21 protein-coding genes are annotated in these 24,539 nt (G+C 72.8%); 11 read left to right on the top strand and 10 right to left on the bottom strand.

Annotated features, from left to right (window positions below; all coding sequences use genetic code 11):
- Positions 1-39 precede the first annotated feature (39 nt).
- Positions 40-1,722, top strand: a complete 1,683-nt coding sequence (locus OG828_RS42775; RefSeq protein ID WP_328504190.1) for a DNA alkylation response protein — start codon at positions 40-42, stop codon at positions 1,720-1,722.
- Positions 1,723-1,813: 91 nt separating this feature from the next.
- Positions 1,814-3,823, top strand: coding sequence for a HEAT repeat domain-containing protein (locus tag OG828_RS42770; protein ID WP_328505036.1), 2,010 nt, complete (start codon positions 1,814-1,816; stop codon positions 3,821-3,823).
- 33 nt (positions 3,824-3,856) lie between these two features.
- On the opposite strand, the gene OG828_RS42765 is transcribed toward OG828_RS42770, so the two are convergent.
- On the bottom strand, positions 3,857-4,441 hold the full coding sequence (locus tag OG828_RS42765) for an Rv1733c family protein (protein ID WP_328369454.1): 585 nt from the start codon (positions 4,439-4,441) through the stop codon (positions 3,857-3,859).
- A 305-nt stretch (positions 4,442-4,746) separates the two neighbouring features.
- Here OG828_RS42765 and OG828_RS42760 point away from each other — a divergent pair, with 305 nt between their 5' ends.
- The 4 genes from OG828_RS42760 to OG828_RS42745 all read left to right on the top strand — a co-directional run bounded on the left by OG828_RS42760 (position 4,747) and on the right by OG828_RS42745 (position 8,870).
- Complete coding sequence (locus tag OG828_RS42760; protein ID WP_328504189.1) at positions 4,747-5,832, top strand: WD40/YVTN/BNR-like repeat-containing protein; 1,086 nt, start codon at positions 4,747-4,749, stop codon at positions 5,830-5,832.
- A 250-nt stretch (positions 5,833-6,082) separates the two neighbouring features.
- Positions 6,083-6,760, top strand: a complete 678-nt coding sequence (locus OG828_RS42755; RefSeq protein WP_328369450.1) for a uracil-DNA glycosylase — start codon at positions 6,083-6,085, stop codon at positions 6,758-6,760.
- A 47-nt stretch (positions 6,761-6,807) separates the two neighbouring features.
- Positions 6,808-7,815, top strand: a complete 1,008-nt coding sequence (locus OG828_RS42750) for an N-acetylglucosamine kinase (protein WP_328504188.1) — start codon at positions 6,808-6,810, stop codon at positions 7,813-7,815.
- A gap of 131 nt (positions 7,816-7,946) precedes the next feature.
- Positions 7,947-8,870, top strand: coding sequence for a sirohydrochlorin chelatase (locus tag OG828_RS42745; protein ID WP_328369444.1), 924 nt, complete (start codon positions 7,947-7,949; stop codon positions 8,868-8,870).
- A gap of 100 nt (positions 8,871-8,970) precedes the next feature.
- Here OG828_RS42745 and OG828_RS42740 read toward each other — a convergent pair whose 3' ends face one another.
- Together OG828_RS42740 and OG828_RS42735 are read right to left on the bottom strand one after the other, a co-directional pair.
- Positions 8,971-10,005 carry a lactonase family protein gene (locus tag OG828_RS42740; RefSeq protein ID WP_328504187.1) on the bottom strand — a complete coding sequence of 345 codons (1,035 nt, stop codon included), beginning with the start codon at positions 10,003-10,005 and terminating at the stop codon, positions 8,971-8,973.
- Positions 10,006-10,096: 91 nt separating this feature from the next.
- Positions 10,097-11,587 carry an FUSC family protein gene (locus OG828_RS42735; RefSeq protein WP_328504186.1) on the bottom strand — a complete coding sequence of 497 codons (1,491 nt, stop codon included), beginning with the start codon at positions 11,585-11,587 and terminating at the stop codon, positions 10,097-10,099.
- Positions 11,588-11,781: 194 nt separating this feature from the next.
- Between OG828_RS42735 and OG828_RS42730 the strand changes: the two genes are divergently transcribed.
- Both OG828_RS42730 and OG828_RS42725 read left to right on the top strand, forming a co-directional pair.
- The gene (locus OG828_RS42730) at positions 11,782-12,258 is read left to right on the top strand and encodes an Lrp/AsnC family transcriptional regulator (protein ID WP_328441900.1); all 477 of its coding nucleotides are present in this window, start codon (positions 11,782-11,784) and stop codon (positions 12,256-12,258) included.
- A gap of 19 nt (positions 12,259-12,277) precedes the next feature.
- Positions 12,278-12,958, top strand: a complete 681-nt coding sequence (locus OG828_RS42725) for an HAD family hydrolase (RefSeq protein ID WP_328504185.1) — start codon at positions 12,278-12,280, stop codon at positions 12,956-12,958.
- Between the two features lie 96 nt (positions 12,959-13,054).
- Here OG828_RS42725 and OG828_RS42720 read toward each other — a convergent pair whose 3' ends face one another.
- Both OG828_RS42720 and OG828_RS42715 read right to left on the bottom strand, forming a co-directional pair.
- The gene (locus tag OG828_RS42720) at positions 13,055-14,470 is read right to left on the bottom strand and encodes an FAD-binding oxidoreductase (protein ID WP_328504184.1); all 1,416 of its coding nucleotides are present in this window, start codon (positions 14,468-14,470) and stop codon (positions 13,055-13,057) included.
- 107 nt (positions 14,471-14,577) lie between these two features.
- Positions 14,578-17,268 (bottom strand): ATP-binding protein, encoded by a 2,691-nt coding sequence (locus tag OG828_RS42715; RefSeq protein WP_328504183.1) that lies wholly within the window; start codon positions 17,266-17,268, stop codon positions 14,578-14,580.
- A gap of 177 nt (positions 17,269-17,445) precedes the next feature.
- Here OG828_RS42715 and OG828_RS42710 point away from each other — a divergent pair, with 177 nt between their 5' ends.
- Positions 17,446-17,775, top strand: a complete 330-nt coding sequence (locus OG828_RS42710) for a TfoX/Sxy family protein (RefSeq protein WP_328369426.1) — start codon at positions 17,446-17,448, stop codon at positions 17,773-17,775.
- 7 nt (positions 17,776-17,782) lie between these two features.
- On the opposite strand, the gene OG828_RS42705 is transcribed toward OG828_RS42710, so the two are convergent.
- On the bottom strand, positions 17,783-18,538 hold the full coding sequence (locus tag OG828_RS42705; RefSeq protein WP_328504182.1) for a LysR family substrate-binding domain-containing protein: 756 nt from the start codon (positions 18,536-18,538) through the stop codon (positions 17,783-17,785).
- A gap of 58 nt (positions 18,539-18,596) precedes the next feature.
- Here OG828_RS42705 and OG828_RS42700 point away from each other — a divergent pair, with 58 nt between their 5' ends.
- Positions 18,597-18,989: a DUF5997 family protein gene (locus tag OG828_RS42700; RefSeq protein ID WP_328369420.1), complete on the top strand. Its 393-nt coding sequence runs from the start codon at positions 18,597-18,599 to the stop codon at positions 18,987-18,989.
- Here the strand turns inward: OG828_RS42700 and OG828_RS42695 are convergent.
- From OG828_RS42695 to OG828_RS42680, 4 genes are read right to left on the bottom strand one after another with little or no spacing between them, the layout of a single operon-like run.
- Positions 18,949-20,028 carry an XdhC family protein gene (locus OG828_RS42695; RefSeq protein ID WP_328504181.1) on the bottom strand — a complete coding sequence of 360 codons (1,080 nt, stop codon included), beginning with the start codon at positions 20,026-20,028 and terminating at the stop codon, positions 18,949-18,951. The two genes, OG828_RS42700 and OG828_RS42695, sit on opposite strands and share 41 nt — an antisense overlap.
- Entirely contained in the window at positions 20,021-22,150 is a 2,130-nt protein-coding gene (locus OG828_RS42690; RefSeq protein ID WP_328504180.1) for a xanthine dehydrogenase family protein molybdopterin-binding subunit, read from the bottom strand. The genes OG828_RS42695 and OG828_RS42690 overlap by 8 nt, the downstream gene beginning before the upstream one ends.
- Positions 22,147-23,139 carry an FAD binding domain-containing protein gene (locus OG828_RS42685; RefSeq protein ID WP_328441892.1) on the bottom strand — a complete coding sequence of 331 codons (993 nt, stop codon included), beginning with the start codon at positions 23,137-23,139 and terminating at the stop codon, positions 22,147-22,149. Before OG828_RS42685 ends, OG828_RS42690 begins: the two co-directional genes overlap by 4 nt.
- Complete coding sequence (locus OG828_RS42680; RefSeq protein WP_328369409.1) at positions 23,136-23,699, bottom strand: (2Fe-2S)-binding protein; 564 nt, start codon at positions 23,697-23,699, stop codon at positions 23,136-23,138. The genes OG828_RS42685 and OG828_RS42680 overlap by 4 nt, the downstream gene beginning before the upstream one ends.
- Before the next feature lie 237 nt (positions 23,700-23,936).
- On the opposite strand from OG828_RS42680, the gene OG828_RS42675 reads away from it, so the two are divergent.
- Entirely contained in the window at positions 23,937-24,524 is a 588-nt protein-coding gene (locus OG828_RS42675) for a TetR/AcrR family transcriptional regulator (protein ID WP_328441890.1), read from the top strand.
- Positions 24,525-24,539: the final 15 nt, after the last annotated feature.

The following is a 24,539-nucleotide window of genomic DNA, read 5'->3' as shown; positions in this document are numbered from 1 at the left end:
TGATTGATACGACCGCAGAAATAGTGCAACACTCACGGTATGGCCTCGACACTCGCGCACGAAGAAGGCCCTCAGGGCCGCGCCACACACGACGTGACCAACCAGCCCCCCGCGCTGGCCCCGTACGACGCGTCCGACGACATGGCTCTGCTCGAAGGGCTGCGCCGTGAGGGTGCCGGGTGGGCCGAGGAGGGGCTCCGGCGGCTCGGGCTGCGGGCCGGGAGCGCCGAGGCGCAGGAGTGGGGCGAGCTGGCCAACCGGTGCGAGCCCGAGCTGCGCACGCACGACCGGTACGGCAACCGGATCGACGAGGTCGACTTCCATCCGAGCTGGCACCACCTGATGCGCGTCGCGGTCACCGAGGGACTCGCCGCGACACCCTGGGCCGAGGACCGTCCCGGTGCCCATGTCGCCCGGACCGCGGGCGGGTTGGTGTGGGGGCACACGGAGGCCGGGCACGGCTGTCCGACGTCCATGACGTACGCGGCCGTTCCCGCGCTGCGCCGGCAGCCGGAGCTGGCGAAGGTCTACGAACCCCTGCTGACCAGCCGGGAGTACGACCCCGGGCTGCGGGTGCCGACGGAGAAGCGGGGCCTGCTGGCGGGCATGGGGATGACCGAGAAGCAGGGCGGCTCCGACGTCCGCACGAACACGACGACGGCGACGCCCAGCGCCGAGCCCGGCGTGTACACGCTGCGCGGGCACAAGTGGTTCACCTCGGCGCCGATGTGCGACGTGTTCCTGGTCCTCGCGCAGGCATCCCCTCTCAGGGACAAAGGGGGCCTGTCGTGTTTCCTGGTGCCGCGCGTCCTGCCCGACGGCACCCGCAACACCTTCCGCATCCAGCGGCTCAAGGACAAGCTGGGCAACCGCTCCAACGCCTCCTCCGAGCCGGAGTTCGACGGCACCGTGGCCTGGCTGGTCGGGCCCGAGGGCCAGGGTGTGAAGACGATCATCGAGATGGTCAACTGCACCCGGCTGGACTGCGTGATGATGTCGGCCACGCTGATGCGCCAGACACTCGTCCAGGCCGGCCATCACGCGCGGCACCGCAGCGCGTTCGGCGCCCGGCTGGTCGACCAGCCGCTGATGCGCAACGTCCTGGCCGATCTGGCGCTGGAGTCGGAAGCCGCCACGACCCTCACGCTACGGCTGGCGGGCGCGGCCGACCGGGCCGTGCGCGGGGACGCCGGGGAGGCGGCTTTCCGCCGGATCGCCACCGCCGTGGGCAAGTACTGGGTCACCAAGCGGGGCCCTGCCTTCACCGCGGAGGCCCTGGAGTGCCTCGGCGGCAACGGCTATGTGGAGGAGTCGGGCATGCCCCGTCACTACCGGGAGGCTCCCCTGCTGTCGATCTGGGAGGGCTCGGGGAACGTCAACGCCCTCGATGTCCTGCGGGCGTTGCGCCGCGAGCCCGGCACCGTGGACGCGCTCTTCGCCGAACTCGCCCTGGCGCAGGGGGCGGACGCCCGACTGGACGCGGCCGTGAACCGGCTTCAGGACGCGCTGTCCGAGGGGTCCGAGGCGGGCGCCCGCCGTCTGGTGGAGCGGATGGCCCTGACCCTCCAGGCCTCCCTGCTGGTCCGGCACGCCCCCTCGGCGGTCGCCGACGCCTTCTGCGCCAGCCGGCTCGGCGGCGACTGGGGACACGCCTTCGGCACCCTCCCCGACGCCGCTGACCTGGACGCGATCCTGCGGCGGGCCCTCGAGTCGGCGAACTGACCGGATCGCACACAGTCACGACCCGATTCCGCTTCGTTGTCAGTGCCGTGGTGCACACTCACGACCAGTGGCACTCGCTGGGGAGGACAACGTGTTCACGGGGATCGACGAGGTCGACTGGGCCGCGCTGCGGCACGCGTACGGAAGTGCCGAGGACGTGCCCGGCATGCTGCGGGGGCTCGCCTCCGCGGACCCGGCCGAGCGGGAGATCGCACTCGACGGCATGTACGGCGCGGTGCACCACCAGGGCGACGTGTACGACTCGACACTCGCCTGCGTCCCGTTCCTGTTCGCCCTCGCGGGGCGGGAGGAGGTGCCCGACCGGGGCGGGATCGTGGAGCTGCTGGTCAGCATCGGCGGGGACGACGGCGCGGAACTCCTCGGCGACGGCTACGCGATGGCCCATACCGCGGTCCGTGCGAGCGCCGGGGTGTTCGCCCGTCTGGCCGGGGACCCGGACGCGGGGGTGCGGCGAGCGGCAGCGGGAGCGGTCGTGCGGTTCCTGGACGAACCGGCAAGGGTGCTGGGGCTGTTGCGGGAGCGGATCACGGTCGAGCGCGACGACGGCGTGCTGCTCGCCCTGACCGAGAGCCTCGGGCACTTCGCCCGACGGCACCCCGGTCAGGCCGCGGGCGCGCTGGACCTCCTGACGACGCAGAGCGCGCCGCCGTACGGTCCCGCGCTGCGGATCGCCGCGCTGGGCCAGCTGGCGGCCTGCGCCCCCGACCGGCTCCCGGCCGACCTGGTGGACACCGTCGTACGCCTGCTCAGGGACCGGTCCGAACAGCGGCCTGTCACTCCGGACGCGCCGGATCGGCCGGACACGAACACGCTCGTCGGCCGGCTGCGGCGGCTCCGCCCCTCGGACGAGGAGGGCTCCCAGCTGCTGCGCACCCTGCACACCGCACTCGGCAGCCGGGTGGAGGACCGGATCGGCCTGTTGTGCGGTCAGTTGACCAGCCCCGATCCGGTCGACCGGTGCAACGCCGTGTGGATGTCGACGAAACTGTTCAGCGAGTGGCGTGCCGACTACAGCGAACCCGTGGCGTTGATCGGTGCCCAACTGGGCACGGACGACGACCGGTTGCGCGAGGCCGCGGTGTCCACCCTCACCGGCCTCCTCGACATCGCCAGGCCTGCCGCCGACGACCTCCACGCGCTCGTTGCCTCCCGTCCCGACCTGTGGGTGCAGCAGTGGGCTCACGGCCTGCCGTCTCTGGGCGGCCCGCTCAAAGTCCTGGCCCAGACCGGCGATCCCAGAGCGGTACCGGTGCTGGCGGAGGTCCTGGCGGGGCCGGTCGTGCCGCACGACGTGGGCCAGGTGATCTCCTGTCTGGACCGGGCCGCGGCGCCGTTGGCTCCCGCGTTCCGGCGCGGGCTCGAGGAGGTCCCGCTCGAATCCCCCGAGTCGCATTCATTCGCGTTGACGCTGCTGCTGGCGCTGCGGGAGCTGCGTGACAGGAAGTGTGTGCCCGGGGTGCTGCGGCTGCTGCTCGGCCTGCCGGAGGAGGCGCGGCTGCGGGACGTGCTCGTGAAGCACGCGGCAGGGGTCCTGGGGGTGCTCGGAGGAGCGGCGCGGGAGGCGATACCGGCGCTGCGCGGGCTGCTGGACGGCGAATCCGCCGTACCGGCCGCGGACGCGCTGTGGTCCGTGGAGGCCGACGTGAAGGTCGTACTGCCCGTCCTGCTGCGGGAGTTGACGATCGGTGACGCGTATCGGCGCAGGGCGGCGGCCGACGTACTGGCGCGGCTCGGCCCTGCCGCACGCCCCGCCCTGGCGGGAGTGCGGCCGATGACCGAGTCCGACAGCGTCTGGGAACGGACGTCGGCCGCGTGTGCGATCTGGCGGATCACCGGAGTGCCGGACCCCGTGCTCGCGGTGCTGCGCTCCGTCTGGGCGGAGCATCCGTACACACGCCTCACCGTCGCCGAGTGCGTCGCCGCCATGGGACCGACGGGTGCACCCCTGCACGACCTGCTCCGGGCGGAACTCGCGTCGGTCCGGCGGCACCAGGTCCATTCCGACACATACGGCGGCCAGGATTTGGTCGACGACGAACGGCTGCTGCGGGTGTGCCGTGGGGTGTTGGGAGGCGGGTAAGGGCCACCGGCCGTAGCCTCCGGGCCCCGCCGCTCAGCCCGTGGTCCGCCCCCACAGCGGGCCGAGCAGCGCCCACTCCGCGTCCCACATCTCCATGCGCCTGCGCTCCAGCCGACCGCGCAGGACCCGGCCCCCGACGAAGGGAAGCGCCGCCGCTGCCACCCCCATCAGCGCGCCGGTCATCGCGGCCTGCATGCGGGCCTGGGACACGGTGGCGGGCCTGGTCACCAGGCGGCCCTGCGGGTCCGTCCACACGGTGACCGGGGAGCCGACGGCACTGCCTGTCCGGACCCGGGCCTGGCCGGTGTGCACGGAGCCGTCCGGCGCGGTCCAGCGCACCTTGCCCCACACCCGCTCCCCGCTGACCGTGCGCGCGTTCGTGTCGGCGGGGCCGGGCGCCCGCTCGGTGAGCCGGGCCACCGCGGGACGCCACTCGACGCGCTCCCGGGCCAGCCTGTGCTCCACGGACCGGTCCACCGCCAGACCCGCGGACACCGCCACCAGGACGGTGAACACCCAGGCACCGAGCACCACCCAGGCCTCCACCACGTCGGCCTGGCGCTTGAGCGGGTTGCGCCGCCAGCGCCACAGCCACACCTTCGGACCACGGAACGCCATCGAAGGCTTCCTCTCATGAGCGCGCGAACATCCCCGACCGTCCTTCCATACGTCGGACGGCTCGCGGATGCTCAGGGATGGTCCCCCGGGCCGACGGTCCCACGGGGCCGACGCGCTCACCGGCGTCTGACCGAACATGACCGGATCGGTCCGGGATCGGCACCGTGCACAGGGCCGTGCGCAACACCCAGCACGGGCCGCCGCACCGCCCTGACCTGCGAGACAGTCCTTTCCAGAGGTGACTGTCAGTGGTGGGGTGCAGACTGGCCGGAGTCCTGGACAAAGATGTCGCGGAGGTGTTGGGCATGACCGAGGTACTGCTCGCCGTGGGCACGCGCAAAGGCCTGTTCATCGGGCGCCGGCGCGGTGGCGCATGGGAGTTCGACGAGAGTCCCTACTTCAACGCACAGGCCGTCTACTCGGTCGCCCTCGACACCCGCGGCGACCGCCCGCGGCTGCTGGCAGGCGGCGACAGCGCGCACTGGGGTCCGTCCGTGTTCCACTCCGACGACCTGGGCCGGACCTGGACCGAACCGTCCCAGCCGGCCGTCAAGTTCCCCAAGGACACCGGCGCTTCACTGGAGCGGGTGTGGCAGCTGCACCCGGCCGCCGCCGAACCGGATGTGGTGTACGCGGGCACGGAACCGGCCGCGCTGTACCGCTCCGAGGACCGCGGCGAGAGCTTCGAGCTGGTCCGTCCGCTGTGGGAGCACCCCACCCGCTCGCAGTGGGTGCCGGGCGGCGGCGGTGAGGGCCTGCACACCGTGGTGACCGACAAGCGGGACCCGCAGGCCGTGACGGTCGCCGTATCGACCGCGGGCGTGTTCCGTACCACCGACGGCGGCGCCAGCTGGTCACCGTCCAACTCCGGTGTCTCCGCGGTGTTCCTGCCGGATCCCGACCCGGAGTTCGGACAGTGCGTGCACAAGATCGCGCAGGACTCGGCGACCCCGGACCGGCTGTATCTGCAGAACCACTGGGGCGTCTACCGCAGCGACGACGCGGGCGCGCACTGGACGGACATCGGCGAGGGTCTGCCCTCCACGTTCGGTTTCGCGGCAGCCGCACACCCCCACCGCGGCGACACGGCCTATGTGTTCCCGATCACCGCGGACGCGGACCGGGTGCCCGCCGACCGCCGGTGCCGGGTCTTCCGCACGACGGACGCGGGCAAGACCTGGGAGCCGCTGTCGGCAGGGCTGCCGCAGGAGGACCACTACGGCACGGTGCTGCGCGACGCGCTGTGCACCGACGACGGGGATCCGGCGGGCGTCTATTTCGGCAACCGCAACGGCGAGGTCTTCGCCTCGGCCGACGACGGCGACAGCTGGCAGCAACTCGCCTCGCATCTGCCGGATGTGCTGTGCGTCCGTGCGGCGGTGGTCGGTTGAGCACTCTTAAGGAGGTCGGGCGAAGTCCACTGCGGTACGGCAGCGCCCTGAAGTGGCGCGGGACTGTATCCATATGCGGCTCCGCCGCGATGGGGGACCCCCCGCTCGAGCGAAGTCGAGAGTGGGGGAGCGACCAGCCACGACGGCGCCGCAGACGGCCGACCGCCCGTCACGGTACTTCCAGCGGAGCGCTCAGCGGCCTTGGCCATCGGTTGATCGCCGTTGCCCGTACGGCAGTAGGGTGACGCCCGTGGCATCACGACCCTTGCATGAAATCGTCGAACCGGGCTGGGCGAAGGCCCTGGAACCCGTCGCCGGACGGATCGCCTCGATGGGCGACTTCCTGCGCGCGGAGATCGCGGCGGGGCGCACGTATCTTCCGGCCGGACCGAATGTTCTGCGGGCCTTCCAGCAGCCCTTCGATGACGTCCGTGTCCTCATCGTGGGGCAGGACCCCTATCCGACGCCGGGGCACGCGGTGGGGCTGTCGTTCTCGGTCGCGCCCGATGTGCGTCCGCTGCCCGGCAGCCTCATCAACATCTTCCGGGAATTGAACACGGATCTGGGGCTGTCCCAGCCGTCGAACGGTGATCTGACGCCGTGGACCCAGCAGGGCGTGCTGCTGCTGAACAGAGCGCTCACCACCGCGCCGCGCAGTCCGGGCGCTCACCGTGGCAAGGGCTGGGAGGAGGTCACCGAGCAGGCCATCAGGGCGCTGGCGGGGCGCGGCAAGCCGCTGGTGTCCATCCTGTGGGGCCGCGACGCCCGCAACCTCCGCCCCCTGCTCGGCACCCTCCCCTCGGTGGAGTCCGCCCACCCCTCCCCCATGTCGGCCGACCGCGGCTTCTTCGGCTCCCGCCCCTTCAGCCGCGCCAACGACCTGCTGATCCAGCAGGGGGGTCAGCCGGTGGACTGGCGCCTGCCGTGACCGGTGTGGGGGCCGGGGCGGATGCGGCTCCACCTGATCCCGCGCGGATGACGCCCCCGTCCGGCCGCGCCCGACTCGCGGATACGCCCGCCGGTTTCCTCGCCGTCGACTCCGGCGGCTCCGGCCTGCGCGTGGTCGTGGCGACCGCGCAGGGGGACGTGAAGGCCCAGCGGGAGTCACGAGTGCCGGTGCGGACCGGTGCGCGTGGTATCGATCCGGGGCATCTGATGGAGCAACTGGTGCCCATGGTGCGGGTGTTGGTGACCGAGACCGGCGTGCACCGGCTGGACACCGCCGTCGTCGGGGCCGCCGGGCTCTCCACGCTCGGCGCCGCCCTGCGCGCCGAACTCCCGGGTGCGCTGCGCCGGGAGTTCGGTGTCCGGACGCTCGCGCTTGTCGCCGACGGCGTCGCCGCGTATGTCGGTGCCGTCGGGCCGCGGCCCGGTGCCGTGGTCGCCGCCGGTACCGGACTGATCGCCATCGGTACGGACCTGACGAACTGGCGTCGCGCCGACGGCTGGGGGCATCTGCTGGGCGACTGCGGCGGCGGTGCCTGGATCGGCCGGGCCGGACTGGAGGCGGCACTGCGGGCCTACGACGGGCGGCCCGGCGGGTCCGCCGCCCTGCTGACGCGCGCCGAGGAGGAGTTCGGTCCGATGCCGGGGCTGCCCGGCAAGCTGTACCCCCGGCCGGACCGGCCCGCCGTCCTCGCGTCCTTCGTGCCGCATGTGGCCGCGTGCGCGGACGGCGACCCCGTCGCCGCGGGCATCCTGCGCACGGCCGCCCGGCACATGGCCGAGTCCGCGGCAGCCGTCTGCCCGCCGGACGCGGACGCACGGGTCGCCGTCACCGGCGGGCTGCTCAAGATCGGCGCCCCTCTCGTCGTACCGCTGGAGGAGGAGCTGTCCCGACAACTGCCGCGCGCTCGCCGGGTCCCGTCCGCCGGTGATCCGCTGGACGGCTCCGTGCGCATCGCGACGGACCTAGCGGCGGGCGCGTTCACCCTGCCGAGTGACGAGGCGATGCTGACCGTGGTCACCGTCAAGGGGGACTGACCCACAGACCGGCCGGAAGCCGCTGAGCACTTCTGATCCGACCGTAACTCATCAGACAAAACCGGACGGATACCGCTCACCTGCACCCTCCCCGAACAAGGGAGCCCAGGAAGCCAGTAACATGCGTCGCCATGAGCTCCCCCACTGGGCCCGCGTCCGGCCTGCCAGTACGAATGCCGCGACCTCGCCAGCCCGGGCGGCACCGCCGACCCGAGCCCCTGGCGGCTCCCGACGGCGCGCCCGCGTTCGTCCTCGCGGTGCCGGGCACGCCCAGCGCCGCCACGCGCAGCCTCTCCGAGGAGGTCGTGAGCATCGCCCGCTCCGAGCTCCCCGGCCTGGACGCGCGGATCGGCTACCTGGACGGGGACGACGCGGAGTTCCCCACGCTCACGTCCGTGCTCGCGCACGCCGCCCAGGAGCGCACGGCCCGTTACGAGCAGGCGCGCGCCGCGGGTGTGGACGCCAAGCAGCCGGACGGCCCCGTCGCCGTCGTCGTGCCGCTGCTCGCCGGGCCGGACGGCGCACTGCTGCGCCGGGTCCGCCAGGCGGTCATGGACAGCCGTGTCGCGGCCGATCTGACCGATGTGCTCGGCCCGCACCCGCTGCTCGCCGAGGCGCTGCACGTGCGCCTGTCGGAGGCCGGTCTGGCCCGCGCCGACCGCGCCCGGCTGTTCACCGTGGCGACCGCCGCGGACGGCATCGTCCTGGCCTCGGTCGGTGGTGAGGAGGCCGTGCAGGCGGCCGGGATCACCGGCATGCTGCTCGCCGCGCGCCTCGCGGTGCCGGTGATGGCGGCGGCGCTCGACCAGGACGGCTCGATCTCGTCCGTCGCCGAGCAGCTGCGTTCCTCGGGCTCGCAGCAGCTGGCGTTGGCGCCCTATCTGATCGGCCCCGAGATCGACCCGGGCCTGGTCGACGCGGCGGCCAAGGAGGCGGGCTGCTCCGCCGCCGAGCCGCTCGGCCCCTACCCCGCGATCGGCAAGCTCGCGCTGGCCAAGTACACGACGGCGCTGGGTATTGCTCCGCAGCAGGCGCAGGGCTCGCCCGTGCGGTGACGCTCCGCTGGGTAGTGCCGGGATCCGTCTGTCGTCGTTCGTCTGCGGCGGCGTCGTGGCTGGTCGCGCAGTTCCCCGCGCCCCTTCGGGGCGCCTGGGTTCAGCCGATGACCACACAGGACGCGGCGGTGACCTCGATCAGGCCGGTGGGTCGTGGCAGGCCGGTGGCCGGGTCGATGGTGAACCAGGTGATGTCGCCGGAGCGCTCGTTCGCGGCGTAGAGGAAGCCGTTCGCCGCGGTGAGGGCCCGGGGCCAGTGGCCGCCGCAGGTGACCGTGCCCACCAGATGCAGTTCCTCGCCCTCGACGGCGAACGTGGACACCACGTCCTCGCCGCGGGTGGCGGTCCACACGAAGCGGCCGTCGGGCGACGCGACGATGCCCGACGGGTAGCCGTCACCGGCCGGCTGCCCGGCCAGCACCGGGGTCTCGGCCAGCGGTTTCAGCGAGCCGTCCGCTGCGTCCCAGCGGCAGACGGTGACGGTCGGGGTCAGTTCGTTCAGCACGTACGCGTATGAGCCGCGCGGGTGGAACGCCAGGTGACGGGGGCCGGACCCGGGGCGGAGGGCGATCTCCCGGTGCACGTCGAGGCTCCCGTCGGTCAGCGTGCACACGCGTACGGAGTCCGTGCCGAGATCCACGCTGACGGCCCACCGGCCGCTCGGGTCGGGCTGCACCTGGTGGGCGTGCGGGCCCTGCTGGCGCGGTGTGTGCGGGCCGGAGCCGGTGTGCCGGAGCACGCCGGACGCGGCCGGGGCGAGGGTGCCGTCGGCGCGCAGGGGCACGGTGGTGACGCTGCCGGAGCCGTAGTTGGCGGTCAGGACGTGGCCGGCGAACAGGCTCAGGTGCGTGGGGCCGCTGCCGTCGACCGGCACCGCGGAGCCGGCCGGCTCGGGCTTGTCGCCGGTCACGCGGTACGCGGCCACAGCGCCGTCGGCGGTCTCGCTGACCGCGTAGAGCGTGTCCCCGTCGGGCGACAGGGCGAGATACGAGGGGTCGGGCACGGTCTCCACGCTGCCCAGGACGGTGAGCGCGCCGGTGTCCGGGTCCACGGCCGCCGTCACGATCCCGGCGCCTCCGGCCGCCGTGAACGACCCGATGAAGGCCCGCCGCTGTCGCCTGCCGCCGTCTGCCACCGCTGTCCCCTCTCGGTGCCCTGTGTTGTCGGGGGTGACGCTAGCAGTCGATCACAATCGGTCTAGACCAAATCGGGCGTCGTCAGGGGATTCACGTTCCGACGAGGGGCGAGCGCGACGGAGCCCGCAGCGGCTTCGCGAGGTCCGCGAGGGCCCGCTCCACGCCGTGCAGGTGGGCCAGTGCCGGCTCCGTCGCGGTGGCCTCGATGGCGGACGCGGGGACGTCGCCACCGCCGGTGAGCGCCTCGACGGCGGCCTCGACGCGCCAGCAGGCAGCGGCGAGGCGTGCGTCGTGCGAGGCCTCGGGGTCGGCGGCGACGGCGGCCAGGCCGCGGATCTCGCGGGCGCAGTCGTCGAGGAGGGCGAGCACGCGGCGGGCGCGGCGCTTGCGGCCGAGCATCGGGTTGAGCGGGTGGACCAGCGGGGCGACCGAGAGTCGTACACGGCCGAGCAGCTGCTCCAGTTCGGCCACCCGGGCGGTCGGGTCGGCGCCTTCGTCTCCGGCGAGTCGCGCGGCGGCCTCGGCGGTGCAGGCGTGGACGCAGCGCAGGGCCCGCCGGATCCAGGCGTCCGTGACGGTGTGGGTGGTGACGGGCAGCACGAAGAGCACGGCCAGGACGGCGCCGAGCGCTCCTACGCCGGTCTCGGCGAACCGCAGCGCGAGCAGCGCGGGGTCGAGGACGCCCAGCAGGCCGTAGAGCAGCTCGGCGAGCACCGTCACGCAGAGCATCATCCAGGTGTAGGACACGGCGGCCGTGTAGAAGATGCCGAAGACGCAGGCGGCGAGGAGGACGGCCGTGGGGACGGCGGCCCCGTGCAGGGGGACGGCGACGAGCAGGCCGAGGCCGATGCCGATCACGGTGCCGAGGACGCGACGGAAGCCCCGTACCAGGGTCTCGCCGCGCGAGGTGGTGTTGACGAAGACCCACCAGGTGGCGCCGACGGCCCAGTACCAGCGCTCTCCGGACAGCAACTGGCCCACGACGAGGGCGAAGCCCGCGCCGGTGGTCGCCTGGATCGCCTGGCGGGTGGTCACGCGGGCCAGGCCAGTGCCGGCCGGCGGGGTGGGCGCGGGGCCCGGGGGCAGCCGGTGCTCGTAGCACCACAGCCCGAAGCGGACCGCCGAGGCGGTGAGGACGGAGAGGAGGACGGCGGCGTACAGCTCGGGCAGCTGTCCGGGGGTCGCGTGCAGGAACTGCGCCACGAAGTAGGTCATGAACGCGAATACGCCGAGGCTGTGTCCGCGCGGGCCCCAGCGGCGTACGTACACGCCCGCGCCGACCACGGCGAGGAAGGTGAGGTCCCGGGCCACGGGCTGGTCGTGCAGCTCGGCCGCGGCGGCGAGGACGGGCAGGCCGACGGCGGGCAGCAGCACGGTGGTGACCGCCTGCCCGCGGACGGTGGCGTCGGTGACGGTGAACAGGGCGAGCAGCGCGGCGAGTCCGCCGGTGACGGCACCGGCGAGGGAGTGGCCGGCGAGGCCGCAGACGACGACCGCGAGGCCGACGCCGAGGACGGCCCGGGCGGCGAAGCGCAGCCGCAGCCGCCCCGGGTCCGGAGCCATGAACACCCTCTTCAGCACTGCTTCCCGCCCCCTTGGACAACGGCATGAAAAAGGCGCCGCGGGATCCGCAGCGCCATCGACGGGTTCATTGCAGCATCAAGGCGCACCCTGGCTCAAGTGGTGCTTGGAATGATGGACCATTGGCACAGGCATATCGGATCCGGCTCGTCCATCGACGAGCCAACGGACCAGGGACGAGGAGGCCGAGCGCCATGGCCGTGGACGAGCTCGACACCCGCATCCTGCGGCTGCTGCTGGAGCAGCCCCGGACGAGCGTGCGGGAGTACGCCCGCATCCTCGGCGTCGCCCGCGGGACCTTGCAGGCCCGTCTTGACCGGCTGGAGCGGGACGGCGTGATCACCGGGACGGGCCCGACGCTCTCCGCCGCCGCGCTCGGCCATCCGGTGCTGGCGTTCGTGCACATCGAGGTCACGCAGGGCCATCTCGACGATGTGGGCGACGCGCTGGCCGCCGTACCGGAGATCGTGGAGGCCTTCTCGATCACGGGCGGCGGGGATCTGCTGACCCGGGTGGTGGCGCGGGACAACGCGCACCTGGAGGACGTGATCCAGAAGCTGATCAGCCTGCCGGGCGTCGTCCGCACCCGGAGCGAGGTGGCCCTGCGCGAACGCGTTCCGCACCGGCTGCTGCCGCTGGTCGAGTCGATCGGCCGCGCGGCTCGGAAATGACGGTTGGCATCCTGGACCCATGAACAATCTCGGCCCGACCGCGGTCATCTTCGATCTCGACGGAACGCTCGTGGACAGCGAGCCCAACTACTTCGAAGCGGGCCGTCAGGTCCTCGCCGAGCACGGCGTCCCGGACTTCACCTGGGCGGACCACGAGCGGTACGTCGGGATCAGCACGCAGGAGACGGTGGCACTGTGGAGGGAGCGATACGGCTTGCGCGCCTCGGTCGCCGAGCTGCTCGCCGCGAAGAACCGTGCCTATCTGGGGCTGGCCCGCACCGCCACGCGCGTGTACCCCGAGATGCGCACGTTCGTGGAGTTGCTGGCCGGTGAGAGCGTGCCCATGGCCGTGGCCTCGGGTTCGTCGCCCGAGGCCATCAAGGCGATCCTGACCGGCACCGGCCTGGACGCCCACTTGCGCACCGTCGTGTCGGCCGACGAGGTCGAGCGCGGCAAGCCCGCCCCCGACGTCTTCCTGGAGGCGGCCCGCCGGCTCGGCGCGGCCCCGGCCGACTGCGTGGTCCTGGAGGACGCGGCGCCCGGTGCCGCCGCCGCGCACGCGGCCGGGATGCGCTGCATCGCCATCCCCTATGTCGCCGCGCAGGCCGACGCGCCGGAGTTCGCGACGGTTGGGCTGCTCCTGCGCGGCGGTCAGACGGAGTTCACGGCACGGGCCGCGTACGAGTGGCTCGTACGCTGAGCGCTCCGCTGGAGGTCCGGTGCGGTAGCGCCCCGTAAGGGGCGCGGGGAACTGCGCGACCAGCCCCCACCGGCCCGCAGGTTCACTTCCAACCGCTCAGGGCCGCGCCTCGTACCGCGGCTTCGGGGCAGGCTGGATGTTCTGGTTGAGGCGGAAGACGTTGTCCGGGTCACGGTCGGCCTTGATGCGGGCCAGGCGGTCGTAGTTGTCGCGGTAGCTCGCGCGGACCCGCTCCTGGCCCTCGTCCATCATCATGTTGACGTAGGCACCGCCCGCCGAGTGCGGGTGCAGGGCCTCGAAGTAGTCGACGGTCCACCGCTTGACGAGGTCGGCGTTGGCCGGGTCGGGGTCGACGCCCGCATAGACGGAGGCCCAGCGTGCCTCGCGGTAGGCCCAGGGGGTGTCCGTGGGTCCGACGTCGTGGGCGGCGCCGTCGATCGGGTAGAGGTGCATCGTCGACTGCATGGTGGGCACCTCGGCGCCGAACTTGGCGTGGAGTTCGACGGCTTCGTCGGGGATCTCGTTGACGAAGTCGGCACGCCAGTACCACTGGTGGCCCGGCGGGTACAGGCCGTCGAACATGGACTGCAGGTCGGGGTGGGGCATCGGGCCGGTCGCGTGCAGCAGGGGTGTCGGCAGGGCGTCGAGCAGCGGGGCCATCTCGCGGGCGGCGGCCTCGGTGTCGTCGCCCGTGTAGCACCACACGACGCCGGCGATCTTGCGCAGGTGGAGTTCCTCGGGGAACGGCGGGGCCGGCGGGACCGTGCCGTGCAGGAAGAAGCCGTTGAGTTCGCGGGGTGCGTTCGGCAGGAAGTCCCGGTAGGCGGTGAGGACTTCGGCGCTGTTCTCGACGGGCCAGAAGGTCGGTCCTGCGACGACCGTGCTCACCTCGTGCAGCCGGAAGAGGAACGACGTCACGACGCCGAAGTTGCCGCCGCCTCCGCGGATCGCCCAGAACAGGTCGCTGTTCTCGTCGGCGGCGGCCCGCACCTGCCGGCCGTCGGCCAGCACCAGGTCGGCCTCCAGCAGGTTGTCGATGGTCAGCCCGCATTTGCGGGTCAGGTGGCCGAGCCCGCCGCCGGTGGTGAGGCCGCCGACGCCGGTCGTGGAGATGATGCCGCTGGGCGTGGCGAGTCCGTGCGCGTTGGTGGCGCGGTCGACCTCACCCCACACGCAGCCGCCGCCGACCCGGACCGTCCGGGCCCCGGGGTCCACGTGGACGTCCTTGAGCGGCGACAGGTCGGCGACGACACCGCCGTCGACGGTGCCGAGCCCGGCTCCGTGGTGGCCGCCGCCGCGGACCGCGAGGGGCAGGTCGTGGGAGCGGGCGAAGCCGATCACTCGGGCCACGGCGTCGGCGTCGGCGCAGCGCGCGACGAGTGCGGGACGTTTGTCGATCATGCCGTTGTAGACGGCGCGGGCGTCCTGGTAGCCGGAGTCGTCGGGTCCGGTCAGATCACCGGTGAAGCCTGTCAGTTCGCGGCGTGCTGCCTGGGCGGGTGTGCTGGACATGCGGTTCCCCGTTCCTGTGTCCGAATAGAGCCGGATTCGCATGTTTCTAGTGCCATACGGCCTTCCGGGCATCCGTGCGGGTCACCCAGCTCGGCGCGAAGACATACCTACGTTTCGGGTCCCGCCAGCAGTCCCAGCTCGGCGGCACGCGCGGTGGCCTGGCGCCGGGTGTGCGCGTCGAGCTTCTCCAGGACGGCGCGTACGTGGTTGTCGACCGTGCGCACCGAGACGACCAGCCGGTCGGCGATCTCCGGGTTGGTCAGGCCCTCCGCCAGCAGCCGCATGACCTGGAACTGGCGTTCGGTCAGGCCGGCCGGGTTGCCCCGGGTGACCGCGAGCGGGCCGCGGGGGATATGGCGGACGCCGAGCCGGCGCAGTTCGGCGCGGATCAGCCGGGCCAGCGGCTCGGCGCCCAGCGTGTCGAGGGCGGCGAGCGCGGTGAGTTTGTCGGCCGGGTCGGGGCTTTCCGCGAGGGCCGCGGCATGCTCGTACGGGCAGCCCGCCGCCCGCCACAGCGCCGCCGCCCGGTGCCAGTCTCCGGCGGCCTGCACGGCGTACGGATGGTCCGAGCCGTCGGCCGGGACGCGGTGTCCGGCCTTGGCGAGCCAGTAGCCGAGTTCGGCCTGGTAGGGGCCGACCGCGAGGCGGCGGGCCTCGGCGTGGACCGGCCCTGCGACCTCGGCCACGCCCGCCCGGTCGCCGCGCAGCCACGCCGCCTCCGCCAGGGCCGCCGCCACCGGAACCGCGCGCTGCAGTTCGCCCGTGGTCACGGCGATCTTCCAGGCCTCTTCGAGGAGTTCGCCGGCGCCGGGCCTGCCGCGCCGGGTGCGGACGCGGGCGAGCACGGTGAGCGCCGGGCAGCGGGCCGGGACGAAGTCGTGCATACCGAACTCGGCCTGTTTCTCGGCGTCGTCCCAGTCCCCGGCCGCGAGCCGGCGGATGGCCAGCTCGACGTGGAGATAGTTGAGGAAGCCGACGTGTTCGGCGCGTTCGGCCAGTTCCATCGCCGGGGGCAGGAACGTCTCGGCCTCGGCGTACTGGGCGTTCTCCAGCAGGGTCCAGATGATGTTGGCGTAGGACCGGCAGGCGTGCTCGACCTCGCCCGCGGCGAGCGCGACGTCGAGGCTCTCCTCCACCTGCGCGCGCCCGCCCGGGTCACCGCCCTTCCAGCGGGCGCTGCCCACGTTGTTGAGGGCGTGCGCGAGGATCGCCTGGTCACCTGCCTTGCGGGCCAGCTCGATCGCCTGCTCGCCGTACACGATCGCCTCGGCGTAACGGTCGGACAGCATCCGCAGCTGGGAGGTGTTGCTCAGCGCGAGCGCCAGCAACCGGTCGTCACCGGCGTGTTCGAGGACGGCGATGGCCTCCCGCGCGGCCGTCTGCGCTTCCTCGGCGTCGCCGGCCCACCAGTGGATCCGGGACAGCCAGCGCAGATCGGCGCCGAGGGCGAGGGTGTCGCCGAGGGAGCGGCGCAAGGCTACGGCGTCACGCTGGGCGGTGACGGCGGAGGCGGAGTCGGCGATGGTGTAGCTTTCCACGGCGTAGCGTTCGAGCAGGTCGGCGAGGTCGGCCGGGGCATAGCGGTGCCGTTCGCGCAGGACGAGCCGGAGGTGGGCGGCGGCCTCGCGGTGGGCGCCGGCGCCGGCGGCGTCCCGGGCCGCGTCGGGTCCGTAGCGGGCGACGGCGTCACGGTCACCGGCCTGGGCGGCGTGGTGGACGATGCGGGCGGGGTCGGTGCCGGGGCGGGCGACGAGCGCGGCCAGGACGTTGCGGTCCAGCTCGATCCGGCGTGCGGCGGGCAGGGAGTCGGCGACGGCCCGGCGGATCAGCTCGTGCCGGAAGGCGACGCGCTCCGGGGTCACGGTCAGCAGGCCGCGCTGCTCGGCCGCGGCGAAGCGCTCCGCTGGATATGCGGGCCGTTCACTGCGGGCCGGCGGGGGCTGGTCGCGCCCACGCGGCGGCAGCCGCATGTCAGACACAGCCGGCGCTGCGGCGCCGTCCGCGAAGAGCGCTTCCACGAGGGTGCGTTCGACGGCCGAGGGGACGACCGCGAGCTGCTCCAGGGCGTCCATGGTGAGGGCGTCCAGTCCGCGCAGCCGGGCCAGTACCGCGTCCACGACCGTGGGCGGCACTCCCCCGACCCCGCCCGCCGCGACGACCTCGGCGACGAAGAAGGGGTTGCCCGACGTCACGTCGTACACCTGCGCCGGATCGAGGTGGCTGGCGGCGCTGAGCGTGCGGACCGCGTCCCGGGACAGCCGGGCCAGCGGCAGACGGTGCACCCGGTCGGCGCGGGACACCTGGCCCAGCAGGTGCCGCAGGGGGTGCTCGCGGCTCAACTCGTCGTCGCGGTAGGTGAGTACGAGGAGTGCGGGCAACCGCTCCATTCGGCGTACCAGAAACCGCAGGGCGTCCAGTGACGCCTCGTCGGCCCAGTGGACGTCCTCGACGACGAGCACGGCCGGATGCGGTACCCCGGCCAACTCCCCCTGCAGTGCCTCGTACACCCGATGCCGGTCGACGCCCTCCATCACGGCCTGCGCCAGTTCGGCGCCGATGCTGCCGATGAGGTCGCGGAACGGGCCGAGGGGCCGTCGGGTGGCGAGGTCGTCGCACTGGCCCACCAGGACGCGTGCGCCGCCGGGCAGCCGGTCCGGCATCGCCTTGACCAGGCTCGACTTGCCGATCCCGGCCTCCCCGAAGACGAGCGCCACGGATCCGGCCCCGTCCGCCGCCTCTTGTGCGGCCGTGGCCAGTCGCGCCAGTTCGGGCTCGCGCTCGAGGATCCCCCAGTCCACGGGGCAGATTCTGCCACTCGGGGGCGCCATCGGCGCGGCCAAATGTTCCCCCGGTGCTGGGCGTGGGCCGGAACAGAACGCTCCCGCCCCGCCGGCGCTCACCCGCCCTGCGCGCGTCGGCCGCCCCGCGCGGGGATCCTGGAGTCGGCACCGCGGACTCCAGGAACGAGGACCGTCATGGCGTACGACGAAGGACTGGCCGAGCGGATCAGGGCGCACCTGGGCCCGGACCCGGAGGTCACCGAGAAGAAGATGTTCGGCGGCCTCGCGTTTCTGCACCGCGGCAACATGGCCGTCGGGGTGAGCGGCGACGACCTCATGGTCCGGGTCGGCCCGGACGCCACCGAGGCGGCGCTGGCCCGGCCCGGCACCCGGGTCTTCGACATGACGGGACGGCCGATGCGCGGCTGGATCCTCGTCGACGGCTCCGCGCTGGCGGAGGACGCCGACCTCGGGGCATGGGTCGATCAGGGACACGCGTTCGCAGCGAGCCTGCCGCCGAAGTGAGACTTGGCTAGGAGCGGCGGCGGGGCTTGCCGCGTTTCGCGCCCTTGGCGCCACCGCCGCGGGTGGGCTTTCCCGCCGCGGGCTTGCGCCGGGCGCCGGACGTCTCGGCCCCCTTGGCCTTCGGCTGTGACTGAGGCTGAGCAGCGGGCTGCGTGCGTCCCCTCGTGCTGTTGACCGTCCGCCCGCGGACGATCCCGATGAAGTCCTCGACCAGCTCGGTGGTCGCCTCCTCGGGCCACGACAGGACGACGCTCGACTGAGGGGCGTCCGCGACGGGCCGGTAGGTCACGTCCCGGCGGTGGTGCAGACGGGCCAGCGACTGGGGTACGACGAGCAGGCCCACGCCCGCCGCCACCAGCTCGACGGCGTCCTCCGTGGTGGCGGGGCGCTCGAAGGCGGGCTGCCCGGGCGGGCGCTCCCAGTCGAAGACGTCGTCCAGGGGGTGGAACACCACCTCGTCGGCGAGATCCTCGACGGACACCTCGTCGGCGGCGGTCAGCAGGTGGTCCTTGGGGACCAAGACGACCGTCGTCTCGGTGTAGAGGGGGATCGCGCTGAAGAACGTACGGTCCACGGGGAGCCGTACGAAACCCGCGTCCGCGCCGCCTTCGCGCAAGACGTCGGATGCTTCCGCGGCCGGTACGGCGACCAGATCGAGCGGGACGTCGGGCAGGCGCTCGTTCCAGATCCGCACCCACTTGGCGGGCGTCACCCCGGGGACGTACGCGAGCCGGAACGAGGGGGTACTTTCCGAGCCTGTCACCCCGCCAGGTTACCCGGCGTGGTCGGAGGTCTCCCGCCCGGTCGTTAGTCTTGACAGCATGAAGTCGCACCAGACCACCCAGACCATGAAGCCCGCGACCGCGGCGAAGAAGCTGGGTGTGTACCTCGAGGCCACCCCCGCCGAGTTCCAGGAGGGTGTCGTCTCGCGTGCCGAGCTGAACGCGCTCCAGGCCGATCCGCCGCAGTGGCTGCGGGACCTGCGCGCCGACGGCCCGCACCCGCGTCCGGTCGTCGCGGCGAAGCTCGGCGTGTCCATCGCGGGGCTGGGGCGCGGCGGGATCACCGAGCCCCTCACCACCGAGCAGATCGAAGCCCTGAAGAAGGACATGCCCGAGTGGCTGGAGAAGGAGCGTGCCACCCAGGCCGAGGTCCGCAAGGAAGCGGCCCGCATCAAGAAGAAGAACTCCGAGCGCGCCGCCGGGACCGACTAGTCGCTACGGCGCGGTGAATCGGCGTCCCTGAATCAGTGAGCGGTACGCCCGTCCCGCCGTGCCGGGCCGCGACGATCTCCGCGGCGATGGACAGCGCGGTCTCCTCCGGTGAGCGGGCGCCGAGGTCGAGGCCGATGGGTGAGCGCAGCCCGGCCAACTCGCTTTCCGTGAGCCCGACTTCACGTAGTCGCCGGTTCCTGTCCTCATGCGTACGGCGTGAGCCCATCGCGCCGACGTACGCGGCCGGCAGCCGCAGTGCGGTCTCCAGCAGGGGTACGTCGAACTTGGCGTCGTGGGTCAGGACGCACAGCACCGTGCGCTCGTCGGTCTCCGTGCGCCGGAGGTAGCTGTCCGGCCACTCGACCACGATCTCGTCCGCCTCGGGGAAGCGGGCGCGGGTGGCGAAGACGGGGCGGGCGTCGCACACGGTGACGTGGTAGCCGAGGAATTTGCCGGTGCGGGTGAGGGCGGCGGCGAAGTCGATCGCGCCGAAGATGATCATGCGGGGTGGTGGGGTGTGGGTTTCTATGAAGAGGGTGCGGTCGTCTAGTTCGACCGTGCGGGTCCGTTGTGGCTGGTCGCGCAGTTCCCCGCGCCCCTGAGGGGGTACCAGCACAGGCTTGCCTACTAGTTCCGTCGGGCCGCTTATCACGCGGGCCAGTTCCGTTGGTTTCTCTTGCGCAGCGCGCGACAGCGCCGCCTCGTACACCTCCCGGTCAGGGGTGTCCCCTGTGATCGGCGTGACCAAGACCTCGATCACGCCGCCGCACGTCAGTCCCACCGCGAACGCGTCCTCGTCGCTGTAGCCGAAGCGTTCGACCACCGTCTTGCCGTTCTCGAGGGCCTCGACGCACAGGTCGTACACCGCGCCCTCCACGCAGCCGCCGGACACCGAGCCGATGACCGTGCCGGTGGTGTCGACGGCTAGGGCGGCGCCGGGTGGGCGGGGGGCGCTGCCGCTGACGGAGATGACGGTGGCGACGGCGAAGTCGCGGCCCTCCTTGGTCCACTTCGTCAACTCGGTTGCGAGGTCAAGCATGTCGGCCTGCCTGGAGGACGCGGTCGGGGCGGATCGGGAGGCTGCGGTGGCGTACGCCGGTCGCGTGCCAGACCGCGTTGGCGACGGCAGCGGCGGCGCCCACGATGCCGATCTCGCCGATGCCCTTGATGCCGATGGGGTCGTCGGCGTTCGGTTCCTCCTGCAGCCAGTCGGCTTCGATGAGCGGGACGTCGGCGTTTGCGGCGAAGTGGTAGCCCGCGAGGTCGGCGCCGACGTGGGCGCCCGAGGCCGGGTCCCGGATCGCCTCTTCGTGCAGGGCCATGGAGATGCCCCAGGTCATGCCGCCGACGAACTGGTTGCGGGCGGTGAGCGGGTTGACGATGCGGCCCGCCGCGAAGATGCCGAGCATACGGCGGACGCGTACCTCGCCGGTGGTGACGTCGACGGCGGCCTCGGCGAAGTGGGCGCCGTAGGAGTGCCGTTCCTTCTGTGACCGGGCGGCGATGGCCGCCGAGGTGTCCGAGCGGACGGTGATGCCGTCGGGAGGGATGGTGGCGCCCGGGACGAGTCGCTCGCGCAGTTCGTCCGCCGCCGCGGTGATCGCCCAGGCCCACGAGCTGGTGCCCATCGAGCCGCCCGCGATCATCGCCGGTCCGAAGTCGCTGTCGCCGATCAGGACGCGGACGCGGTCCGGAGTCACGTGGAGCGCGTCCGCCGCGATCAGGGTGAGGGCGGTCCGTGCGCCGGTGCCGATGTCGGCCGCGGAGATCCGGACGGTGAAGGTGCCGTCCGCCTCCGCCGTCATCGCCGCCGTGGAGGGGAAGGCGCCCGCGTGGAAGGTGGCCGCGGCCGTGCCGGTGCCGAGCAGCCACCGGCCGTCGCGGCGCAGGCCGGGCCGGGGGTCGCGGTCCGCCCAGCCGAACCTGCGGGCACCTTCCCGGAAGCAGTCGAGCAGGAGCCTGCGGCCGGCGAAGGGCAGCCCGGACACGGGACCCGTCTCGGGTTCGTTGCGGGCGCGCAGGTCGATCGGGTCGACGCCGCACTTCTCGGCCAGTTCGTCGAGCGCCGACTCCAGCGCGAACGACCCCGGTGCCTCGCCCGGCGCGCGCATCCAGGTCGGGGTCGGTACGTCGAGCCGTACGATCCGGTGGGCCGTGTGGTGGGCGTCGGCGTCGTACAGCACCCGGCCCGGCAGGGCGCAGGGTTCCAGGAACTCGTGCACCGTCGAGGAGAGGTTGAGAGCTTGGTGCTCCAGGGCGCGCAGGCGTCCGTCGGGGTCGGCGCCGAGCCTGACGCGCTGAGCGGTCGGGCTGCGGTAGCCGACCAGCGAGAACATCTGACGGCGGGTCAGGACGACGCGGACCGGGCGATGGAGGACGGTCGCGGCCATGACGGCGGCCACCTGGTGGGCGCGGACGCCCTTGGATCCGAAGCCGCCGCCGATGTGTTCGGAGCGCACGCGCACGGAGGCCGGGTCGAGGGAGAACAGGTTCGCGAGTTCGCCCTGGACCCAGATGCTGCCCTGGTTGGAGTCGACGACTTCGAGACGGCCGCCGTCCCAGCGGGCGGTGGCGGCGTGCGGCTCCATGGGGCTGTGGTGTTCCTCGGGCGTGGTGTATTCCGCGTCCACGACGACGGCGGACCGGGCGAGTTCGGCCTCCAGGTCGCCCTTCGCGGCCACGGCGGGGGCGACGGGCGTGTCCGCCGCCGGGTACGCGTCCGGACGCCCGTCGGCGAAGGCGACGTCGTGCGGCTCCTGGTCGTAGTGCACCACGAGCGCCTCGGCGGCCTCCCGCGCCTGCTCGGAGGTCCGGGCGACGACCAGCGCCACGGGCCAGCCCGCGTGCGGCACCCGGTCGTGCTGGAAGAGCGCGACGGACGGGTCGGGTTTCATCCCCATGAGCCCCGCGTAGTCGGTCTCGACGTGCAGGGCGTTCCCGTGGTGCAGGACGGTGAGGACGCCGGGCATCGCCAGGACGGCCTCGGTGTCCATCGCGCGGATCCGGCCGCGGGCGACCGTGGACAACACCAGCCAGCCGTGGGCGAGTTCGGCGAAGGGGATCTCGCCCGCGTAGCGGGCGGCGCCGGTGACCTTGTCGCGTCCCTCCACGCGCGTGTGCGCGGTGCCGACGAAGCCCTTCAGGGGGGTGACGGTGGTCATCGGGCGGCCTCCTGGGCGAGTTCGGTCAGCACGGCCACCATGAGGTTGCGCATGAGGGTCACCTTGTATCCGTTGTGGGGCAGGGGCCGGGCCGCGGCCAGTTCGGCGTCCGCGGCGGCTTCGAAGGCGCGGACATCGGCCGGTGCGCCCGTCAGCACCCGCTCGGCCTCCAGGGCCCGCCACGGCCGCGACGCGACCGCTCCGAGGGCCAGGCGCGCCTCCCGTACGACTCCTGCCTCGACGTCGAGCGCGGCGGCGACCGAGCCGATCGCGAACGCGTACGAGGCGCGCTCGCGCACCTTGCGGTAGCGGGAGTGGGCCGCGACCGGCGCGGGTGGCAGGGTGACGCCGGTGATCAGGGCGCCCTGCGGCAGGGCGGTCTCCAGGTGCGGGGTGTCACCGACCGGAAGATAGAAGTCGGCGAGCGGCAACTCACCCGGCCCGTCGGCGGTTTCGTACGACACGACCGCGTCGAAGGCGGCGAGCGCCACGCCCATGTCCGACGGGTGTACGGCCACGCAGTGGTCGGAGGCGCCGAGGATGGCCGCGTTGTGGTGCTCGCCCTCGATCGCGGGGCAACCGCTGCCGGGGACGCGCTTGTTGCAGGGCCGGCTCACGTCGGCGAAGTAGCCGCAGCGGGTGCGCTGGAGCAGGTTTCCGCCGACGGTGGCCATGTTGCGCAGCTGCCCGGACGCTCCGGCGAGCACCGCCTGCGTCAACGCCGGGTAGCGGCGCCGGACTTCGGGGTGGGCGGCCAGGTCGCTGTTGGTGACGGTCGCGCCGATCCGCAGTGCGCCGTCGGACGTCGACTCGATGCGGTCCAGGGGCAGTTCACGGACGTCGACGAGCCGGGCGGGCCGCTCGACGCCGGTCTTCATCAGGTCGACGAGGTTGGTGCCGCCGCCGAGGAAACGCGCCTCCGGATCGGCGTCGAGCAGCGCGACGGCGCCGGAGACATCGAGGACCCGCTGGTAGCCGAACTCCCTCATGCCGCCGCCTCCGTGGTCTCGGTGCGCGCCTCGGCCGCCTGGGCGACCGCCCGCACGATCGACACATACGCTCCGCAGCGGCACAGGTTGCCGCTCATCCGCTCGCGGATCTCGTCGGCGGTCAGGGGCGGCGGTCCCGCCTCGGGCCGTACGTCGTCGGTGGCGGCGCTCGGCCACCCCGCCGCGTGTTCCTCGATCACCGCGACGGCCGAACAGATCTGGCCCGGCGTGCAGTAGCCGCACTGGTAGCCGTCGAGGTCGAGGAAGGCCTGCTGCACCGGGTGCAGCCGTTCGCCGTCGGCCAGGCCTTCGACGGTGGTGATCTCACGCCCCTCGACGGCCACCGCCAGTTGCAGACAGGCCACGGCTCGGCGGCCGTCGATCAGGACCGTGCAGGCACCGCATTGGCCCTGATCACAGCCCTTCTTGGTGCCGGTGAGATCGAGGCGTTCGCGCAGCGCGTCGAGCAGGGTGGTGCGGTGGTCGACGGAGAGCGTGTGTTTCTCGCCGTTGATGTTCAGGGTGATGGCGCTATACGTCGATGCGGGGGCTGGGGCCATGATCAGCCGTCCTTTCACAGCTCCGGAGTGCGCCGAGAGGGCGGTCCGGCAGGCAGGCGTATAGGAAGATCGGGGGTGTCGGGAGGCAAAAGAGGCAGCGCGGTACGTGGCTGGATCGGCTCTGTCACGGCTATGGTGGGAACCAACCGGACGGCTGTCCGCTTTCAGGAAAACGTACCGGACAGCTGTCCGCTTAGCAAGACCGGGCTCCTCGGCGAGCTCGCGAGGAGGCCACGGGTGAAGGAGAAGAAGGGCGCACCGCTGCGCTCGGACGCGCAGCGCAATCGCGAGCGCATCCTGGAAGTGGCGCTCGTCGAGCTGACCCGCTCCCCCGACGCCCCGCTGAGCGCGATCGCCAAGAAGGCGGGCGTCGGACAGGGCACGTTCTACCGGAACTTCCCCAACCGCGAGGCCCTCGTCCTGGAGATCTACCGCCACGAGATGCAGCAGGTCGCCGACAGCGCACGCCAGTTGCTTCAGACCCGGGAACCCGACCGGGCGCTGCGGGACTGGATGGACCGGCTCGCTCAGTTCGCCATGGCCAAGGCCGGTCTGGCGGACGCGATCCACCAGGTCACGAGTGCACCGGGCGCCGCGGCGAAGCCTGAGCCCACCCCCGTGACCTCCGCGGCCGAACTCCTGCTCCGCGCCGCCGAGAAGTCCGGCACCATCCGCCCCGGCGTCACCGCGGACGACCTCGTCCTCGCCATCTCCGGCCTGTTCACGATGGACCCCCACGGCGACTGGGAAGCACGCGCCGCCCGCCTCTTCGACCTGGTCATGGACGGACTGCGGGTGGGAGCGCCGGGGCCGAAGGACGGTTGAACAGGCCACGACCGA

It is taken from the genome of Streptomyces sp. NBC_00457 (assembly GCF_036014015.1).
In the GTDB taxonomy this organism is placed as follows: domain Bacteria; phylum Actinomycetota; class Actinomycetes; order Streptomycetales; family Streptomycetaceae; genus Streptomyces.
The sequence above is the reverse complement of the archived record's forward strand: the minus strand, read 5'-3'. Positions and strand labels throughout refer to the sequence as shown.

Bases quoted from the DNA above. Each gene is read 5' to 3' on its own strand.
- OG828_RS42720 (WP_328504184.1), bottom strand. From the start codon at position 14,470: ATGTCCAGCACACCCGCCCAGGCAGCACGCCGCGAACTGACAGGCTTC.
- OG828_RS42730 (WP_328441900.1), top strand. From the start codon at position 11,782: ATGGCCGTGGACGAGCTCGACACCCGCATCCTGCGGCTGCTGCTGGAG.
- OG828_RS42775 (WP_328504190.1), top strand. From the start codon at position 40: ATGGCCTCGACACTCGCGCACGAAGAAGGCCCTCAGGGCCGCGCCACA.
- OG828_RS42685 (WP_328441892.1), bottom strand. From the start codon at position 23,139: ATGAGGGAGTTCGGCTACCAGCGGGTCCTCGATGTCTCCGGCGCCGTC.
- OG828_RS42745 (WP_328369444.1), top strand. From the start codon at position 7,947: ATGAGCTCCCCCACTGGGCCCGCGTCCGGCCTGCCAGTACGAATGCCG.
- OG828_RS42750 (WP_328504188.1), top strand. From the start codon at position 6,808: ATGACGCCCCCGTCCGGCCGCGCCCGACTCGCGGATACGCCCGCCGGT.
- OG828_RS42710 (WP_328369426.1), top strand. From the start codon at position 17,446: ATGGCGTACGACGAAGGACTGGCCGAGCGGATCAGGGCGCACCTGGGC.
- OG828_RS42690 (WP_328504180.1), bottom strand. From the start codon at position 22,150: ATGACCACCGTCACCCCCCTGAAGGGCTTCGTCGGCACCGCGCACACG.
- OG828_RS42700 (WP_328369420.1), top strand. From the start codon at position 18,597: ATGAAGTCGCACCAGACCACCCAGACCATGAAGCCCGCGACCGCGGCG.
- OG828_RS42695 (WP_328504181.1), bottom strand. From the start codon at position 20,028: ATGCTTGACCTCGCAACCGAGTTGACGAAGTGGACCAAGGAGGGCCGC.
- OG828_RS42760 (WP_328504189.1), top strand. From the start codon at position 4,747: ATGACCGAGGTACTGCTCGCCGTGGGCACGCGCAAAGGCCTGTTCATC.
- OG828_RS42725 (WP_328504185.1), top strand. From the start codon at position 12,278: ATGAACAATCTCGGCCCGACCGCGGTCATCTTCGATCTCGACGGAACG.
- OG828_RS42680 (WP_328369409.1), bottom strand. From the start codon at position 23,699: ATGGCCCCAGCCCCCGCATCGACGTATAGCGCCATCACCCTGAACATC.
- OG828_RS42765 (WP_328369454.1), bottom strand. From the start codon at position 4,441: ATGGCGTTCCGTGGTCCGAAGGTGTGGCTGTGGCGCTGGCGGCGCAAC.